At 68.5% G+C, this 18,507-nt stretch carries 15 protein-coding genes and 1 pseudogene; 15 read left to right on the forward strand and 1 reads right to left on the reverse strand.

Features of this window, described 5'->3' with window-relative positions; genetic code table 11:
• Positions 1 to 163: 163 nt before the first annotated feature.
• The 11 genes and pseudogenes from AB0M22_RS44685 (at position 164) to AB0M22_RS44735 (ending at position 12,668) form a co-directional block, all read left to right on the forward strand.
• Positions 164 to 1,885 (forward strand): CTP synthase, encoded by a 1,722-nt coding sequence (locus AB0M22_RS44685; protein WP_364739844.1) that lies wholly within the window; start codon positions 164 to 166, stop codon positions 1,883 to 1,885.
• 4 nt (positions 1,886 to 1,889) lie between these two features.
• Entirely contained in the window at positions 1,890 to 2,552 is a 663-nt protein-coding gene (locus AB0M22_RS44690; RefSeq protein ID WP_364739847.1) for an NUDIX hydrolase, read from the forward strand.
• 12 nt (positions 2,553 to 2,564) lie between these two features.
• Complete coding sequence (xerD, locus tag AB0M22_RS44695; protein ID WP_364739849.1) at positions 2,565 to 3,518, forward strand: site-specific tyrosine recombinase XerD; 954 nt, start codon at positions 2,565 to 2,567, stop codon at positions 3,516 to 3,518.
• Between the two features lie 217 nt (positions 3,519 to 3,735).
• A complete protein-coding gene (locus AB0M22_RS44700; protein ID WP_364739852.1) occupies positions 3,736 to 4,200 on the forward strand; it encodes a cupin domain-containing protein in 465 nt (154 codons plus the stop codon).
• A 195-nt stretch (positions 4,201 to 4,395) separates the two neighbouring features.
• Positions 4,396 to 5,370: a ParA family protein gene (locus AB0M22_RS44705; protein ID WP_364739855.1), complete on the forward strand. Its 975-nt coding sequence runs from the start codon at positions 4,396 to 4,398 to the stop codon at positions 5,368 to 5,370.
• A gap of 188 nt (positions 5,371 to 5,558) precedes the next feature.
• Complete coding sequence (locus tag AB0M22_RS44710) at positions 5,559 to 6,482, forward strand: segregation/condensation protein A (RefSeq protein WP_364739940.1); 924 nt, start codon at positions 5,559 to 5,561, stop codon at positions 6,480 to 6,482.
• A 488-nt stretch (positions 6,483 to 6,970) separates the two neighbouring features.
• Positions 6,971 to 7,615, forward strand: coding sequence for an SMC-Scp complex subunit ScpB (gene scpB, locus AB0M22_RS44715; protein ID WP_150408301.1), 645 nt, complete (start codon positions 6,971 to 6,973; stop codon positions 7,613 to 7,615).
• Between the two features lie 1,098 nt (positions 7,616 to 8,713).
• Positions 8,714 to 9,571: pseudogene (locus AB0M22_RS44720) on the forward strand (pseudouridine synthase); the annotation flags it as partial.
• Positions 9,571 to 10,314 carry a (d)CMP kinase gene (cmk, locus tag AB0M22_RS44725; RefSeq protein ID WP_364739857.1) on the forward strand — a complete coding sequence of 248 codons (744 nt, stop codon included), beginning with the start codon at positions 9,571 to 9,573 and terminating at the stop codon, positions 10,312 to 10,314. The pseudogene AB0M22_RS44720 and the gene cmk, both read left to right, overlap by 1 nt.
• An 11-nt stretch (positions 10,315 to 10,325) precedes the next feature.
• On the forward strand, positions 10,326 to 11,735 hold the full coding sequence (der, locus tag AB0M22_RS44730) for a ribosome biogenesis GTPase Der (protein ID WP_364739944.1): 1,410 nt from the start codon (positions 10,326 to 10,328) through the stop codon (positions 11,733 to 11,735).
• A 174-nt stretch (positions 11,736 to 11,909) separates the two neighbouring features.
• A complete protein-coding gene (locus AB0M22_RS44735) occupies positions 11,910 to 12,668 on the forward strand; it encodes an acyl-ACP thioesterase domain-containing protein (protein ID WP_364739859.1) in 759 nt (252 codons plus the stop codon).
• Positions 12,669 to 12,708: 40 nt separating this feature from the next.
• On the opposite strand, the gene AB0M22_RS44740 is transcribed toward AB0M22_RS44735, so the two are convergent.
• Positions 12,709 to 14,205, reverse strand: a complete 1,497-nt coding sequence (locus AB0M22_RS44740) for a mannitol dehydrogenase family protein (protein WP_364739861.1) — start codon at positions 14,203 to 14,205, stop codon at positions 12,709 to 12,711.
• 101 nt (positions 14,206 to 14,306) lie between these two features.
• Between AB0M22_RS44740 and AB0M22_RS44745 the strand changes: the two genes are divergently transcribed.
• Genes AB0M22_RS44745 through AB0M22_RS44760 form a run of 4 tightly spaced genes read left to right on the forward strand, consistent with a single transcriptional unit; the run spans position 14,307 to position 18,502 of the window.
• Positions 14,307 to 15,308 carry a sugar-binding domain-containing protein gene (locus AB0M22_RS44745; protein WP_364739863.1) on the forward strand — a complete coding sequence of 334 codons (1,002 nt, stop codon included), beginning with the start codon at positions 14,307 to 14,309 and terminating at the stop codon, positions 15,306 to 15,308.
• Positions 15,295 to 16,656 (forward strand): sugar ABC transporter substrate-binding protein, encoded by a 1,362-nt coding sequence (locus AB0M22_RS44750; protein WP_364739866.1) that lies wholly within the window; start codon positions 15,295 to 15,297, stop codon positions 16,654 to 16,656. The genes AB0M22_RS44745 and AB0M22_RS44750 overlap by 14 nt, the downstream gene beginning before the upstream one ends.
• Positions 16,657 to 16,658: 2 nt before the next feature.
• Positions 16,659 to 17,624: a sugar ABC transporter permease gene (locus AB0M22_RS44755; protein ID WP_364739869.1), complete on the forward strand. Its 966-nt coding sequence runs from the start codon at positions 16,659 to 16,661 to the stop codon at positions 17,622 to 17,624.
• Positions 17,621 to 18,502 (forward strand): carbohydrate ABC transporter permease, encoded by an 882-nt coding sequence (locus AB0M22_RS44760; protein ID WP_364739871.1) that lies wholly within the window; start codon positions 17,621 to 17,623, stop codon positions 18,500 to 18,502. Before AB0M22_RS44755 ends, AB0M22_RS44760 begins: the two co-directional genes overlap by 4 nt.
• The last annotated feature ends 5 nt before the right edge of the window (positions 18,503 to 18,507 follow it).

An 18,507-nucleotide genomic window follows, 5' to 3' on the forward strand; every position in this document is an offset into this window, starting at 1 on the left:
TCGCGCCGGAGTGGCCGAAGCGCATCCCCGCCCGGCGCCCGACCGGGCCGCTCGGACGCGAGACACCCAGGGGCCGCGGGCACGCCGCGCCCGCGCGGCATATACACAGCAAACGTGCGTGGCGTTAGAACTGGACGCCTGATCCGTGTTACCGTGAAGACCCGTGGGTCATACACGGAATCAGGCGCGAACGGCCACGAAGCACATCTTCGTCAGCGGTGGAGTCGCCTCCTCATTGGGTAAAGGTCTTACCGCCTCCAGCCTCGGTCAGCTGTTGACGGCGCGTGGACTGCGCGTCACGATGCAGAAACTCGACCCCTATTTGAACGTCGATCCCGGCACGATGAACCCCTTCCAGCATGGAGAGGTGTTCGTGACGGAGGACGGGGCCGAGACCGATCTGGATGTCGGTCACTACGAGCGGTTCCTGGACAGGGACCTGACCCGGGACGCGAATGTCACGACCGGGCAAATCTATTCGACAGTCATCGCCAAGGAACGTCGCGGCGAATACCTCGGCGACACGGTGCAGGTCATCCCGCACATCACCGACGAGATCAAGGCCAGGGTGCTCGCCATGAGCGCGCCGGACGCCGACGATCACACCCCCGACGTGGTCATCACCGAGATCGGCGGCACCGTCGGCGACATCGAGTCGCAGCCGTTCCTCGAGGCGGCTCGGCAGATCCGCCACGATGTCGGCCGGGACAACGTGTTCTTCCTGCACGTCTCGCTGGTGCCCTACCTCGCCCCCTCCGGTGAGCTCAAGACCAAGCCGACCCAGCACTCGGTCGCGGCGCTGCGCAACATCGGCATCCAGCCGGACGCGCTGATCCTGCGTTGCGATCGCGAGGTGCCGCAGGCGCTCAAGAGCAAGATCGCGCTGATGTGCGACGTAGACGTGGACGCCTGCATCTCCACGCCGGACGCGCCGTCGATCTACGACATCCCGCGCGTGCTGCATCGCGAGGGCCTCGACGCCTACGTGGTGCGCAAGCTCGGGCTGCCGTTCCGCGACGTGGACTGGACCGTGTGGGGCGATCTGCTCGACCGGGTGCACTCGCCGCGCGAGACGGTCGAGGTCGCGCTGGTCGGCAAGTACGTCGACCTGCCCGACGCCTACCTGTCGGTCACCGAGGCGCTGCGCGCGGGCGGATTCGCCTCGCGGGCCAAGGTACTCATCCGCTGGGTGCCCTCGGACGAGTGCGAGACCCCGGCCGGCGCGCAGGCCGCGCTGCGGGACGTGGACGCGGTGCTGATCCCCGGCGGCTTCGGCATCCGTGGCATCGAGGGCAAGGTCGGCGCGATCCGCTACGCCCGCGCCCGCGGTATCCCGTTGCTCGGGCTGTGCCTCGGCTTGCAGTGCGTGGTCATCGAGGCGGCGCGTTCGGTCGGCCTGACCGAGGCCAACTCCGCCGAATTCGAGCCGGACACACCGCATCCGGTGATCTCCACGATGGCCGATCAGGAGCAGGCCGTCGCCGGTGAGGCCGATCTGGGCGGCACCATGCGGCTCGGCGCCTACCCGGCCACCCTGACCAAGGGGTCGGTCGTCGCGCAGGCGTACGGCAGCGAGCAGGTGTCCGAACGGCACCGGCACCGCTTCGAGGTGAACAACGCCTACCGCGACCGGATCGCCAAGAGCGGCCTGAAGTTCAGCGGCACCTCGCCGGACGGGCACCTGGTCGAGTTCGTCGAGCTGCCCGCCGACGTGCACCCGTTCTTCGTCGCCACCCAGGCGCATCCGGAGTTGAAGAGCCGTCCGACCCGCCCGCACCCGCTGTTCGCGGCGCTCGTCGCGGCGGCGCTGAAATACAAGCTCGCCGAGCGTCTTCCGGTGGACATCCCGGACGAGGAATTCGCGAGCGCGGCGGATCAGGCCTAAGGCGATGACGCGCGACGGTGGCAGCGCCGAAAAGGGCAGCCACGATTTCGAGACCGTGTCCAGTGAAACCGTCTACAGCGGCGCCATTCTGGCGTTGCGGCTCGACCAGGTGCGGATGCCCGGCGGCAAGGTCGCCGAGCGGGAGGTGATCGAGCATCACGGCGCGGTCGCCGTGGCGGCGATCGATGACGACGACAACGTGGTGCTGATCAACCAGTACCGCCATCCGATCGGCAGGCGGCTGCTCGAGCTGCCCGCCGGCCTGCTCGACCTGCCCGGTGAGGACCCGCTCGTCGCCGCGCAGCGTGAGCTGGCCGAGGAGACCGGGCTGGCCGCCAGGGAATGGGCGGTGCTGGTGGATGTAGCGCTCTCGCCCGGATTCACCGACGAGGCGCTGCGGGTCTACTGCGCGCGCGGGCTCTACGAAACCGACCAGCCGGAGCCGGAAAACGAGGAAGCCGACCTGGAGATCGTCCGGATGCCGGTCGATCAGGCGGTGCGCGCGGCGCTGGCCGGGGAGATCGTCAACGCGACTGCCGTGGCCGGTGTGCTCGCGCTGGCCGCTGCTCGTGCCGGCAACACCGAGCTACGTCCCGCGGACGCGCCGTGGCCCGGTCAGCCGACGGCGTTCCTGCGCCGCAAGGCCGCCGCGAAGTCGACGGACTGACGGGGACCGCCGGTGCTCGCGCGGGAATTGGACGCCTACCTCGACCATCTCGCGGTCGAGCGCGGCGCCGCGCGCAACACCCTCGGCGCCTACCGGCGTGACCTCGGCCGGTACCTCGACTTCCTGACCGGGCGCGGAATCACCGCGCTCGATCAGGTCGCCGAGGCCGACGTCGCCGAGTTCACCATGGCGCTGCGGGCCGGCGGCACCGAATTCCCGCCGCTGGCCGCCAGTTCGGTGGCCCGCGCCCTGATCGCGGTGCGTGGGCTGCACCGATTCGCCGCGGCCGAGGGCATGACCACCACCGATGTCGCGCACGCGGTGAAACCGCCGGCACCGGGGCGCAGGCTGCCCAAGGCGCTGCCCTACGACCAGGTGCTGAAGCTGCTGGAGGCCGCGGGCGGCGGTTCGATCAGCGACCCCGATGCCGCGCCCGGAACCGACGGCGGCCCGCGCGGCCTGCGCGATCGCGCGCTGCTGGAACTGCTCTACTCCACCGGCGCACGGATTTCCGAGATGGTCGGCCTGGACGTCGACGACATCGACACCGACGAACGCGCGGTCGTGTTGCACGGCAAGGGCGGCAAACAACGCATGGTGCCGATCGGCAGACCCGCCCTCGCCTCGGTCGACGCGTATCTGGTGCGCGGCCGCCCGAAGCTCGCCGCGAGCGGAAAAGGCAACGCGGGCGCGCTGTTCCTGAACGCCCGCGGCGGCCGGCTGTCCCGCCAAAGCGCCTGGCAGGTACTGCAAACCGCCGCCGAACGCGCAGGCATCGGCGCAACCGTCTCACCGCACACGCTGCGGCACTCGTTCGCCACCCACCTACTCGACGGCGGCGCGGATGTGCGTGTGGTCCAAGAACTTTTAGGCCACGCCTCCGTGACCACCACCCAGATCTACACCCTGGTAACCGTCAACACCCTCCGCGAAGTCTGGGCCACCGCCCACCCCCGCGCCCGCTAGAACCACCCCGTCCAACGGCGATCAAGCGACAGATAGGTTGTCTCCGCACACCCCCTCCATCCTGCGCATATCCCTCAGCACACCACCCGATATGCGAAGGAAGAAGCAAGTGTGCGAAGAAGTTTCGAGCAAGCTCGTCGGAAGAAACTGGACCTCGGTCCGGTTGATCTTTCCGTCGGGGTGTGTGCCTCGACGTGCGCGACGCGAGGTGAGTTGAATGCCAAAGTCTTTCATCGTCCAGGAATCCGAGGTCGAAACGGTCGCCCTGCCCGGCGGCGGTTCCTTCCAGCTGCTCGAGGACAGTCAGAACTCCGAGGGCCTGTTCGGCGCGAACCGCCTGGTCCTGGCCGCGGGCGCGAATGGCACTCGGCCACATCATCACACGCAGTCGACGGAGATCTTCTATGTCCTCGACGGCACCATGGAATTTCTGGTCGACGGTGAATTGAGCACTGTGCGCAAGGGGGGACTGGTCGTCGTGCCGCCGGGCATCGTGCACGCGTTCGGCGCGTCCGCCGATGGGCCGGCGGAGTTTTTGGCTGTGCTGACACCGGGTATCGTGCGGTTCGAATATTTCCGGCAGCTCGGCCGGATCGCCCGCGGGGAGGCGGAATGGGACAGCATGGACGAGTTGCACGACCGCTTCGACGTGCATTTCGACGGTGACCCGGAGTGGCGCTGAGCGATACGCGGTAGCGTCGTGCTGTTCGAGGCACGGCGTGGTGCTGCGAACACGCCGCGCGCGTCGCGGCACTTGCACCCTCGCACGCGGTAGCGTCTATCGGGAGTCGGACCGTACGAAAGCGAGGGTCGGGCCTGATCGGCCTCGCTACGCTCGGCGAGGCAACGGGCAGGAACGTATAAGGAGCAGCGGATCGTGACATCAGCCGAAGCGGCAGAGCCGCCGATGGGTGCTGGGGCGGAGCCGCGCACGGGACAGCGCACGGGTCCGTACTCGGAGGCCGCGGCCGAAACCCTGTGGGGCACCGGAGCCGAGCCAGTCCCGGAGGACGCGGCGCTCGGACCGACCGGACGCCCCCTGCGCCTCGTGCCGGACCCGCCACCGCTGGAACGCCACGGCGACGCGCTCATCGTCGCCATGTGCAACCAGAAGGGCGGCGTCGGCAAGACGACCTCCACCATCAACCTCGGCGCCTCGCTGGCCGAATACGGACGCAAGGTGCTGCTGGTCGACCTCGACCCGCAGGGCGCGCTGTCCGCGGGATTGGGTGTGGCCCACCACGATCTCGATCTCACCGTGCACGACCTGCTGGTCGGCTCCAAGGGCTCGATCGATGACGTGCTGATGCAGACCCGGGTCGAGAACATGGACCTGCTGCCCAGCAACATCGACCTGTCGGCCGCGGAGATCCAGCTGGTCAACGAGGTCGGCCGCGAGCATTCCCTCGGCCGCGCACTGCATCCCATCCGGGACAAGTACGACTACATCATCATCGACTGTCAGCCGTCGCTCGGCTTACTCACGGTCAATGCGCTGGCGTGTTCGGACGGCGTGATCATTCCGATGGAATGCGAGTACTTCTCGCTGCGCGGGCTCGCCCTGCTCAACGACACCGTGGAGAAGGTGCGCGACCGGCTCAATCCCAGGCTGAGCCTGTACGGGATAGTGGTCACCATGTTCGATGCCCGACTACTGCACTCCCGTCAGGTGATGGCGCGCGTCGTCGAGGTGTTCGGCGACCTGGTCTACGACGCGGCGATCTCCCGCACCGTCCGCTTCCCCGACGCCAGCGTGGCCGGCGAACCGATCACCACCTGGGCCCCGAAATCCGGTGGGGCCGAAGCATATCGGGCGATGGCGCGGGAAGTCATCCACCGGTCCGGCCGGTGATCGGCGGCACCGACGCCGCGCCACCCGCTAGCACCCACTCGACCGGCCAAGGGGTCGCGCACGGCGACGATCATCCGTCGGGCGACCTCTTGGAGCGGGCCTCGGCGCGCGCTGACGATCCGGACGAACCGGCGGCGACGCCGGACCTGGGCGCGACCGCGGACACCGCTGTGCTCGATGATGTCGAGATGCCCGAGCAGCCGGCCATCGCCGACTCCGACGCTTCGCCTGGGCAGGTTGTCACGGTCGCCGAGCCGGTCGAGACTGCGCCCGAGGAGAAGAAGTCCGGGTTCCACCTTTCGCTGAGCAACTTCCAGGGCCCGTTCGATCTGCTGCTCACGCTGATCAGTTCGCGCAAGCTCGACGTCACCGAGGTGGCGTTGCACCAGGTCACCGACGAATTCATCGCTTACACCAAGGCATTGACCGCCGCGTTGTCCGGGGACACCGCGGCGGTGACCTTGCGCGCGGACAAGATCCTGGATCAGACCACCGAATTCCTGGTCGTCGCGGCCACGCTGCTCGATCTCAAGGCCGCGCGGCTGCTGCCGTCGGGGGAGATGACCGACGCCGAGGACCTCGAGTTGTTGGAGGCGCGCGACCTGCTGTTCGCGCGGCTGCTGCAATACCGGGCGTTCAAGCAGGTGGCCGAGTTGTTCGGCGAGCTGGAGGCGGTTGCGCTGCGGCGCTACCCGCGCGCCGTCGGCCTGGAGGAATGCTTCGCCGACCTGCTGCCCGAGGTTACGCTGGGAGTAGACGCGCACGAGTTCGCCGCGATCGCCGCAGCGGCGTTCCGCCCGCGCCCGGTGCCCAGGGTCGGCCTCGACCACCTGCACTCGCACGCCATCTCGGTCGCCGAACAAGCCGCGCTCGTGCTCGAACGGTTGAAGTTGGCGGGCAAGGGTGGCTGGACCACCTTCAGCCAACTGGTCGAGGACTGCGACGCCCCGATCGAGATCGTCGCCCGCTTCCTCGCCCTGCTCGAGCTCTACCGCGGCAAAACGATCGAGTTCGACCAGCCCGACCCGCTCGGCCAACTGTCCATCAGCTGGATCGGCGACGACGTCCCCGAAGCCGAGCAGGACCTGAACATCGAGGAGGATTACGGGTGAACGACTCCGTGGACGCCGAGATCACGGATTCACCGGACCTCGCCGCCGACGCGCCGGAAACCGTCGGCCAACCCGCCGCGGCCGCACCGGAGTCGGCCGATACCTCCGCATCCGACAACGCAGCTCCGATCGCGAATGATGCAAACGCCGCAACCCCAACTGCCCGAAGCACAGAAGCAGGCAGCTCGACCGCAGCAGTCGTCGACGCGACCGCAGCTGCCGACGCCGCGACCGCAGCTGCCGACGATGTGACTTCCTTGGACGCAGACGACGTGACTTCGGACGCGGACAACGCAACTTCCGATGCGGACGACGCAACCTCAGTTGCCGGCGATGCGTCGATCTCAGGCGCGGACGATGCGAATCCGGACGCGGTCGGCGCAACCTCCGATGCAGCCGCCGCAACCTCAGCTGCGAAGGCTGACCCTGCGGAAACCAACGCGCCCAACTCGACCACCCACGACGCGACACCAGTCGCCAAGAACACAGTGGCGGAGTTCACCCCCGAGCATCTGGAGGACGCCGAATTCCGGTCGGCGTTGGAGGCGATGTTGCTCGTCGTGGATGCTCCGGCCCCGGTAGAGCAGCTGGCGGCGGCGTTGGACGACACCACCGAGCGGGTGGACGAGGTGTTGCGGGAGATGCGGGCCGAGCTGTCCGCGCGGGGGAGCGGGATCGATCTGCGTTTCGTCGGGGACGGCTGGCGCTTCTATACTCGCAGCGAGTACGCACCATATGTCGAGCGGGTGCTGCTCGATGGCGCCCGCACCAAATTGACGCGGGCGGCTTTGGAAACTCTGGCGGTGGTGGCATACCGTCAGCCGGTGACCCGGACCAGGGTCAGCGCGGTGCGCGGCGTGAACGTCGATGGGGTGATGCGCACGCTGCTGGCCAGGGGCCTGCTCGCCGAGGCAGGCGTCGACCCGGAAACCAACGGGACGACGTATTGCACGACCGAACTGTTCCTGGAACGGATCGGACTCGCGTCGCTGACCGATTTGCCGCCGCTGGCGCCCTTGCTCCCGGGCGTCGACCTGATCGATGAGATCAACGAGAGCCTGGATACGGACCCCCGTTACACCAGGCTGAAAAAACCCGCTGAGGCCGACTTGGACCTCGGCAGCGAGGATTGACAGGACAAAATGAATACTTCCGCTCGCCGAGATGGCACACCGGATCGCAGGAAACGCAGTGACGAGCAGCGCCCCGTGCGCGGCGCCGCTCGAAGGGGGACCGAACGCGGCGCAGCGCGCGGCGAGGGCGGCTACCGCGGCGCGGCGCCGTCGGGCGGCTCGCGCGGAAACGCGCAGGGCGGCAACACCTATCGCGGCGGCGCCGCCCAGAGCGGCAGCGGCTACCGCGACCGCAGCGAAGGCGGCAGCCCGCGTGGCCGTTCCGATCGTGGCTCCGCGCAGGGCAACGGCTCTTACCGCGAGCGCTCCGAGAGCGGCAACGCCTACCGCGGTCGCAGCGAAGGCGGCTCCGCGCAGGGCGGTTACCGCGGCTCGCGCGACAACAACTCGCAGGGTGGCGGTTACCGCGGCAACTCGTCGCAGGGTGGCGGCTCCTACCGTGACCGTTCCGAGGGCGGCAGCTCCTACCGCGACCGCTCGGACAGCGGCAACGCCTACCGCGGTCGTAGCGAAGGCGGCTCCGCGCAGAGCGGCAGCGGCTACCGCGGCACGCGCGACAACGCACAGGGCAGCAGCGGCTACCGCGGTTCACGCGACAACAACTCGCAGGGTCGCGGCAACCAGTCGCAGGGCGGCAGCTCCTATCGCGACCGTTCCGAGGGCGGCAACTCTTCCCGCGATCGCACCCAGAGTGGCGACGCCTACCGCGGTCGCTCCGCGCAGGGCGGCAGCTCGTACAACGCCCGCAGCGAAGGCAACTCTTCGCAGAGCGGCAGCGGTTACCGCGGCCAGCGCGACAATGCGCAGGGCGGCACCAGCTACCGCGATCGCAGCGAGGCCGGTTCCGGTGGCAACGCGTACCGCGGCCGCAACGAAGGCAGCTACCGCGATCGCAACGAATCCGGCTCGACCGGCAACGCTTACCGCGATCGCAGCGAAGCGGGCTCCGGCGGCAACGCCTACCGCGGCCGCAACGAAGGCGGCTCCGGTCAGGGCAACGCCCAGTCCGGCAACTCCTACCGCGCCGACGCGCAGCCCGGCGCCCGGTCGACCGGCAGCATCCCGCAGCGTCGCGCCGCCCAGTCCGCGCCGACCGGCAAGAAGAAGAACCCCAAGCCGCAGAAGCAGACCCAGTCGAACCCGCTGCTGAACAACGCCAAGCCCGCCAAGCGTCAGCATGTCGAGCCGGCCACGTCCGAGGGCCACGACAAAATGCCGTGGGGCGAGGGCGAACGCTTGCAGAAGGTCCTCGCCAAGGCCGGTGTGGCCTCGCGCCGCGCCGCCGAGGAGATGATCGCGCAGGGCCGCGTCGAGGTCGACGGCGCCATCGTGGTCGAGCAGGGCCTGCGGATCGACCCGGAACTCGCCGTGGTCCGCGTCGACGGCACCCGGGTGATGGTGCGCTCGGAGCTGGTGCACATCGTGCTGAACAAGCCGAAAGGCTGGCAGTCCACCATGTCCGACGACCTCGGCCGCCCCTGCGTCGGTGACATCGTCGCCGAGCGCATCGCGGCCGGCCAGCGGCTCTTCCACGTCGGCCGCCTCGACGCCGACACCGAGGGCCTGCTGCTGCTCACCAACGACGGCGACCTCGCGCACCGCCTGATGCACCCGTCCTACGAGGTCTCCAAGACCTACCTGGCGACGGTGAACGGCGAGGTGCACAAGGGCATCGGCAAGAAGCTCAAGGACGGCATCGAGCTCGAGGACGGCCCGGCGAAGGTCGACAGCTTCCAGGTGCTGGAGATCAACGAGGGACGATCCCTGGTGAAACTGGTGTTGCACGAAGGGCGCAAGCACATCGTGCGCCGGCTGCTCGACGCGGTCGGCCACCCGGTGAGCCGGCTGGTGCGCACCAATATCGGCCCGGTCGCGCTCGGCGACCAACGCCCCGGCACGCTGCGCGTGCTCGGTCGCGGTGAAATCGGCAAACTCTACGAGGCGGTGTCGTTGTGATGGGTGTGGAGATTCCGGTCGAGGCGCCCCGGCAGCTGTCGGGGACCAGTCCGCTCGTCGTGGCCATGGACGGCCCGTCCGGCACCGGTAAATCCAGCGTCTCGCGTCGCCTCGCCACCCGGCTCGGCGCCCGCTACCTGGACACCGGCGCGATGTACCGGGTCGCCACGCTGCGCGTGCTGCGGGCAGGCATCGAGCTGACCGACGCCGCCGCCATCGGTGCGGCGGTCAAGGAGCTGCCGCTGTCCATCGGCACCGATCCGAGCCGCGAGGTGATCGAGCTCGACGGCGAGGACGTGTCCTCGGAGATCCGCGGCGACGCCGTCACCAAGGCCGTCTCGGCGGTCTCGGCGGTGTCCGAGGTCCGCGATCTGCTCGTCGCGCTGCAACGCGAAATCGCCACGGCCGCACAGCGAATCGTGGTCGAGGGCCGCGACATCGGCACCGTCGTGCTGACCGACGCGGACGCCAAGATCTACCTGACCGCCTCGGCCGAGGCGCGTGCGCACCGGCGCAACCAGCAGAACATCGCCGAAGGCCGCGGCGACGACTACGAGGCCGTGCTCGCCGACGTGCAGCGACGCGACAACCTCGATTCCACCCGCAAGGTGTCCCCACTGCGTCCGGCCGACGACGCTGTGCTGGTCGACACCAGCGACCTGAACATGGATGAGGTCATCGACGAGCTGTACCGCGTTGTCGCGCAGCAGATTTCGGCGACCAGGACGGGAGGTCCGCAGTGACTGAAGACGTAATGGCCGGCGACGGCATCTGGAGCGACGAAACCGATTGGGAGCTCACCGATCTCGACGGCGAGTTCGACGGTGAAGAAGTTCTGGCCATGCCGACGGTGGCGGTCGTGGGCCGCCCGAACGTCGGCAAGTCGACCCTGGTGAACCGCATTCTGGGCCGGCGCGAGGCGGTCGTCGAGGACATCCCCGGCGTCACCCGCGACCGAATCTCCTACGAGGCCAACTGGTCCGGGCGCCGCTTCCTGGTGCAGGACACCGGCGGCTGGGAGCCCGACGCCAAGGGCCTGCAACAGTCGGTGGCCCGGCAGGCCGAGGTGGCCATGCAGACCGCCGACGCGATCCTGCTCGTGGTCGACGCCGTCGTGGGCGCGACCGCGACCGACGAGGCCGCGGTGAAGAAGCTGCGCCGCTCCGAGATCCCGGTCATCTTGGTCGCCAACAAGGTCGACGATCAGAAGGTCGAATCCGAGGCGGCCGCGCTGTGGTCGCTGGGGCTCGGCGAGCCGCGGATGGTCAGTGCGGCGCACGGTCGCGGCACCGGCGATCTGCTCGACGACGTGCTCGCCGTGCTGCCCGAAACCCCGCGCGAAGGCACCGGCGGCGCCGGTCCGCGTCGGGTGGCGCTGGTCGGCAAGCCGAACGTCGGCAAGTCCAGCCTGTTGAACAAGCTGGCCGACGACGAGCGTTCGGTCGTGCACGACGTCGCGGGCACCACCGTCGATCCGGTCGACTCGCTGGTCGATCTCGGCGGCAAGATCTGGAAGTTCGTCGACACCGCCGGCCTGCGCCGCAAGGTCTCGCACGCCAACGGCACCGAGTTCTACGCCTCGCTGCGCACCAAGGCGGCACTGGAGGCCTCCGAGGTCGCGATCATGCTGATCGACGCGTCCGAGCCGATCACCGAACAGGACCTGCGGGTGATCAGCATGGTCGCCGACTCCGGTCGCGCGCTCGTGCTCGCCTTCAACAAGTGGGACCTGGTCGATGAGGATCGCCGCCTGCAACTCGACCGCGAGGTGGACCGCGACCTGGTCCGCGTCCCGTGGGCGCAGCGGGTGAACATCTCCGCGCACACCGGCCGCGCGGTGCAGAAACTGGTACCCGCCATGGAAACCGCGCTCGAGTCCTGGGACAAGCGCATCTCCACCGGCCGCCTGAACACCTGGCTCAAGGAAGTCGTCGCGGCCACCCCGCCGCCGATGCGTGGCGGTCGCCTGCCGCGCATCCTGTTCGCCACCCAGGCGACCACCCGGCCGCCGACGTTTGTCCTGTTCACCACCGGCTTCCTCGAGGCGGGCTACCGCCGCTTCCTCGAACGCCGGCTGCGCGAAGAGTTCAACTTCGACGGCTCCCCGGTCCGCATCTCGGTCCGCGTCCGCGAGAAGCGCGAACGCACCTCCAAGAAGCGCTGACCGAGACCGTCAGCACAAAGAGCCCCGGGACGTCTCCGCGTCCCGGGGCTTTTCTGTGCGGAGCCGATGCTCAGGCGGTGATAGTCGGTATTCGACCGTCGAAGGGTGTGAGATGTGCGACGCGCTGACCGTGCCGACGCGCGAGTTGTAACCATGACCTGGCATTATCCGTCCATGGTCATTCCCAGCGTGCTGCCGGAACGTCCGACCGCCGGAACCCCGTTCGAAACGGGGTGGCCGGTACGTCTCGCCGACACCGACGGCGATCAACGCCTTCGGCTCGACGCCATCGCCCGCTATCTGCAAGACATCGGGTTCGAGCATCTCGACGCCGTCGAGGACGGCGACACCCATCGGGGCTGGGTGGTGCGCCGGACCGTGATGGACGTGCTCAAGCCGATCCAGTTCGGCGAGCGGGTCACGTTGCGCCGCTGGTGCTCCGGGCTGTCCACTCGCTGGTGCAATATGCGGGTGCAGATCAGCGGCAGCGCCGGCGGCCTGGTCGAGACCGAGGCCTTCCTGATCCATTTCGGCACCGAATCCGGCCTGCCGGCCCGGATGAGCGACCGCTTCATGGAGCCGATGCTGGCCGCCACCACCGAGCATCGGCTGCGCTGGAAGGCCGCGCTCACCGATCCCGCGCCCGCGGCCGATGCGGACGGGGTGACCGTGCGCCCGTTCCCGCTGCGCATCACCGACATCGACATGCTCGACCACGTCAACAACTCGGTCTATCTCAGCGGCGTCGAAGAGGTCTTGACCGAGCACGACGACCTGAAGTCCGGCCCGCATCGCGCGATCATCGAGTACGTCAAGCCGCTGAAGTCCGGCGACGACGTCGACCTGGCCGCCTTCCGCACCGGCTCGGCCCTCGACATCTGGTTCACCGTCGGCGGCGAAACCCACGCCGTCACCCGCGTCGTCCCCATCTGAGTCCGGTCGCTCGGGCCTCCACATCAGGGGAGGCCCGAGGTCAGCCCGCCTGACCTCCCAGTTCCGCGACGGTGGCGTGAGCGCCCTTGGCGTACAACGAATCCAGCACCTCGACGTAGGCGCTCACGAACCGTGGCTCGTCGATCAGATCACCGAAAACCGAACGCGCGCTGAGGAATGCGGTGCGATCCTCGCGCTGTCTACGGGCCAGCGGGGTCAGCTGGTCGCGCAGCGGGTCCACGATGTCGATCGGCTCGCCCTGCTCGTCGACGCCCTCCGCGTAACGTGCCCAGCTCGCGACAATCGCGGCGGCGCAGGCGATCTCGCCGTCGGCCGCGAGTCGCTGCCGGATCACCGGCAGTACCCACTTCGGGATCCGGTCGGAGGATTCCGCGCACAACCGCGCGATCGTGTCGCCGATGGCCGGATTGGAGAACCGTTCGATCAGCGTGCGCTTGTATGCGTCGAGGTCGACTCCGGGCACCGGCAACAGGGTCGGCGTTGCCTCGATGTCCATGTACCGCAACAGGAATCGCTGGAACGCCGGATCCTGCGCCGCGTCGTGCACCAGCCGATATCCGCTGAGATAGCCGAAGTAGGCCAGCGCCTGGTGGCTCGCGTTGAGCAGTCGCAGCTTCATCAACTCATACGGCGCAACATCATCGACCAACTGCACGCCGACCGTGCCGTAGTCCGGTCGCCCGAGGGTGAACGAATCCTCCAGCACCCATTGGGTGAACGGCTCCGTCACCACCGGCCACCGATCCGCCACCCCGTACCGCCGGGCCACCTCGTCCGCCGCTTCGGGCGGGGTGACCGGCGTGATCCGGTCCACCATCGAGTTCGGGAACCGCACCTCCCGCGCCACCCACTCGCCGAGTTCGGGGTCGCGTAACCGGGCGAACGCGCTGAACGTCGCCCGCGCGACGTGCCCGTTGCCCTCGATGTTGTCGCACGACATCACCGTGAACGGCGCGACACCGCGCGCCCTGCGCCGCGCGAGTCCCTCGACGATCAGCCCGAAGATGGTGGCGGGCACCGCATTCGGCGCGAGATCGGCCCGGATGTCGGCGGCGTCGGCATCGAACTCGCCGGTGGTCGCGGAGAAGTGATACCCGCCCTCGGTGACGGTGAGCGAGACGATCCGGGTGGCCGGATCGGCGAGCTTGGCCAGCACCGCCTCGGGATCGTCCGGCGCGTACAGGTATTCGACGATCGAGCCGATCACCCGGGTGGCCCAGCTGCCGTCCGGCGCCAGCACCGACAGCGTGTACAGCCCATCCTGTGCTGTCAACGCGTCCCGCATCCGGCGATCGGCGGGCAGCACGCCCACCCCGCAGATGCCCCACTCCCGTGCGCCGCCGGCCGCCAGCAGCCGGTCGATATACATCGCCTGATGCGCGCGATGAAACCCGCCGACGCCGAAATGCACTATGCCGGTGGTGATTCCCGCCCGGTCATAGGTCGGCACGGCGATCGCCGAGTCGAGGTCGCGCAGCGTCGCGGCCCGCAACGGCTCGTGTGTGTCCCAAGTCATAGCTACCCCACCACTGTTGTGTACGTCACACTCCGGATGGTACCCTCTGTGAGCAGTAGCTCACATGCTGAGCATATGCTCAGACTCGATGAGGAGGCCGTGTGGCCACCGTCCCTTCCCGCCCGGGTACGCCCGACGACGTCCGGCTCGCGCTCCGCGCCGCGCAGCTCTATCACTTAGAAGGCGCGACTCAGGCCGAAATCGCGGCCAAACTCGGTGTTTCGCGACCCACCGCGGGCCGGCTCATCGCCAGGGCCCGCGCCCAGGGCCTGGTGCGCATCGAGATCAGCGTCCCCGACGAACTGCGCGACGCCGTGCACACCGACCTGGAGAGCGACCTCGAGCGCGCCTTCGGCCTCACCGAGGTCGTCGTGCTCCGCGACGTCCCCGACGGCTCGCCCTCGGGCCTGCTGCCGCTGGCCCGCGCCGCGGTCGGCGTGCTCGCCCGCCGGCTGCAACCGCAGTCCACCCTCGGATTCACCTGGGGCCCAGAGACAATCGCCGTCGCGCACGAGTTACGCACCAAATCCGCCCGCTGCGCCACCGTCGTTCAGCTCGACGGATCGATGACCTCGGTCGACTACCAGACCGGCGTCGACTACACCCTCGGCCGCTGCGCCACCGTGCTCCAGGCCACCCCGGTCCGCCTGAACGCACCGCTCTACGCCGACGCCGCGACCGTGACCGCGCTGGAACAGGATTCGCTGCTCGGTCACCCGATGGCGCTGGGCCGCAACGCCGACGTGATGATGTTCGGCGTCGGCACCGTCTCCACCGCGACCACCCTGTTCGAGGGCAGCTACCTCGACAGCGCCATCCTCGACGAACTGCGCGGCCTCGGCGCGGTCGGCGAGATCGGCGGCCGCTTCTTCCGCGCCGACGGCGCCGACGTCCCGGGATCGCTTGCCGCACGCACGGTTTCGGTCGGTCTGGACGCCATCCGGGCCTGCCGGGCCACTGTGCTGATCGCCGGCGGCGCGGTCAAACACGAAGCGACCCTCGCGGTGCTGCGCGGCGGCCTGGCCAAGATTCTCGTCACCGACCTCGAATGCGCGCGGTGGCTGCTGGAACAGAAGGAGGGCGCGGCCGATGAGCAGGCATAGCCCATGGCGGAGAAACACACTGGCGCTGGCCGTTTCGACGGTCCTCGCCACGGCGGGCTGCGCGGGTGCGGGCTCGTTCACCTCCGGCGGCGGGGACACGGTCACCATCGCCATGGTGTCGAACTCGCAGATGCAGGACGCGATCGCGCTCTCCGGTGAGTTCGAACGCGAAAACCCCGGCACCAAGCTGAAATTCGTGTCGCTGTCGGAGAACGAGGCGCGGGCCAAGATCACCGCCTCGGTCGCCACCCACGGCGGCGAGTTCGACGTGGTGATGATCAGCAACTACGAGACCCCGCAGTGGGCCGCGAACGGCTGGCTGACCGACCTGTCGAGCTACGCCCGCAACACCCCCGGCTACGACGAGCAGGATTTCATTCCGTCGCTGCAGAAGTCGCTGTCCTATCAGGGCAACATGTACTCGGTGCCGTTCTACGGCGAGTCCTCGTTCCTGATGTACCGCAAGGATTTGTTCGAGCAGGCCGGGCTCACCATGCCCGCCGAACCGACCTGGGACCAGGTCGCCGACGCCGCCGCGAAACTCGACGACCCGGACCACGGCCGCTCCGGCATCTGCCTGCGTGGCAAGCCCGGCTGGGGTGAGGCGCTGGCCCCGCTCAACACCGTGATCAACACCTTCGGCGGCCGCTGGTTCGACGAGAACTGGCACGCCCAGCTGAACAGCCCGGAAGTCGTTCGGGCCGTGCAGTTCTACATCGACCTGGTCCGCGAGCACGGCGAGCCCGGCGCGGCGACCAGCGGTTTCGGTGAGTGCGCCACGCAGCTCTCCCAGGGCAACACGGCGATGTGGTACGACGCCACCTCCGCCGTCGGCGTGCTGGAAGATCCCGCCGCCAGCAAGGTGGTCGGCAAGATCGGCTATGCGCTCGCCCCGATCCAGCAGAAGCCGAACTCCGGCTGGCTCTACACCTGGTCCCTCGGTATCCCGAAGACCAGCGACAAGCCCGACGCCGCTTGGAAATTCGTCTCCTGGATGACCAGCAAGGCCTACATCAAGATGGTCGGGGAGAAGCTGGGCTGGTCCCACGTCCCACCGGGCAGTCGCTTGTCGACCTACCAGATACCCGAGTACCGGGAGGCCGCGAAAGCCTATGGGCCGCTGACCTTGTCGGCGATGGAGGGCGTCGATCCGGAACATCCGGGCGTGCGGCCGGTGCCCTACACCGGCATCCAATTCATCACCATCCCGGAGTTCCAGGACCTCGGCACCCGGGTGAGCCAGCAGATCAGCGCCGCGATCGCGGGCAGGATCAGCGTCCGGGCCGCGCTCGACCAGGCCCAGCAGTACGCCGAGGTGGTCGGCCGGTCGTATCGAGAGGGCCAGTAATCATGTCCGAAACAACCACCGCCCCAAGGCATTCCACCGAGAAGCCGGCCACGCCGCCGCCGCTCGTCTCCCGCCGCGACCACATCTCCCGCGCCGAGGGCTGGCGCCGCCGCGGTCCGCTGCTGCCCGCGCTGATCTTCATGCTCGTGGTCACCCAGGTGCCGTTCGTCTTCACGCTGTACTACTCGACGCAGTCGTGGAACCTGGTGCGCCCCGGGTCCCGGCACTTCAACGGCTTGCAGAACTACGCGGATGTGTTCCGGGACAGCCAGTTCCGCGAGGTCGCGGTCAACACCGTGATCATGATCGTCGGCACCGTGATCATCTCGGTGATCCTCGGCCTGCTGCTCGCGCTGCTGCTCGACCGCGCGTTCTTCGGCCGCGGTGTGGTGCGCACCCTGCTGATCACCCCGTTCCTGGTGACTCCCGTTGCGGCCGCGCTGATTTGGAAGACCACCATGCTCGACCCGATCTTCGGCCTGGTCAACTTCGTGCTGAAACCGTTCGGCGTCGGGCAGGTCGACTGGGTGAGCAAATACCCGCTGCCCGCCGTGATGGCCGACCTGGTCTGGCAGTGGACCCCGTTCATGATGCTGCTGATCCTGGCCGGGTTGCAGTCCATGCCGCGCGACATCGTGGAGGCCGCGAAGGTCGACGGCGCGAACTCCTTCGCCGTCTTCCGCGAGCTCACGCTGCCGCACCTGCGCCGGTTCATCGAGCTGGGCGCGGTGCTCGGCGCCATCTACCTGGTCAACACCTTCGACGCGGTCTACATGATGACCTCCGGCGGCCCCGGCATCGCCAGCTCCAACCTGCCCTTCTACATCTATCAGCGCGCGTTCCTCGGCTTCGACATCGGCCAGGCCGCCGCGATGGGCGTCGTCACCGTCATCGCCACCACCGTGGTGGCCACCCTGGCATTGCGCCTGCTGTTCAAGTCGTTCACCGGAAAAGAGGAAGCAGCATGACTGCGCACGCCCTCGACCAGAAGCCCGCCGTCGCCACCGAGAAACCCGCCCCCAAGGTGCGCAGGCGGCGCAGCAAGGCCGGGATGTTCTGGAGCGCCCTGGCCTGGGTGGTCGGCATCGGCTTCTTCTTCCCGGTGCTGTGGATGGTGCTCACCGCCTTCAAACAGGAGGGCGACGCCTACACCGACCCGCCGAAGCTGTTCTTCACCCCGACCCTCGACCAGTTCGCCGCGGTCCTGGACAGCGGCATCGGCACCACCCTGCTGAACTCCACCTTCGCCACCGCGATGTCGACCATCCTGGTGCTCGTGCTCGGCCTGCCCGCCGCGTTCGCCCTGTCGCTGCGCCCGGTGCGCCGCACCCAGGACGCGCTGTTCTTCTTCATCGGCACCAAGATGCTGCCGGTGGTCGCGGCGATCGTCCCGCTGTACGTGATCGTCGGCGACATCGGCCTGCTCGACAACATCTGGGCGCTGGTCATCCTCTACACCGCGATGAACCTGCCGATCGCGGTCTGGATGATGCGCTCGTTCTTCCTCGAGGTGCCCAGCGAGCTGCTCGAGGCGGCCAGCATGGACGGCGCGAGCACCTGGACCGGGGTGCGCGAGGTGATCCTGCCGCTGGTCTCGCCCGGCATCGCCGCGACCGCGCTGATCTGCGTCATCTTCTCCTGGAACGAATTCTTCTTCGCGGTGAACCTGACCGCCGTGCAGGCCCAGACCATTCCGGTGTTCCTGGTCGGCTTCATCACGGGGGAGGGCCTGTACTGGGCCAGGCTTTCCGCCGCCGCGGTGCTCACCGCACTGCCCGTTGTCCTGGCCGGTTGGATCGCGCAGAACAAGCTGGTGCGCGGTCTCTCGTTCGGCGCCATCAAGTAAGGAAA

Origin of the sequence: Nocardia sp. NPDC051756, from assembly GCF_040681495.1 — a bacterium.
GTDB lineage: Bacteria > Actinomycetota > Actinomycetes > Mycobacteriales > Mycobacteriaceae > Nocardia.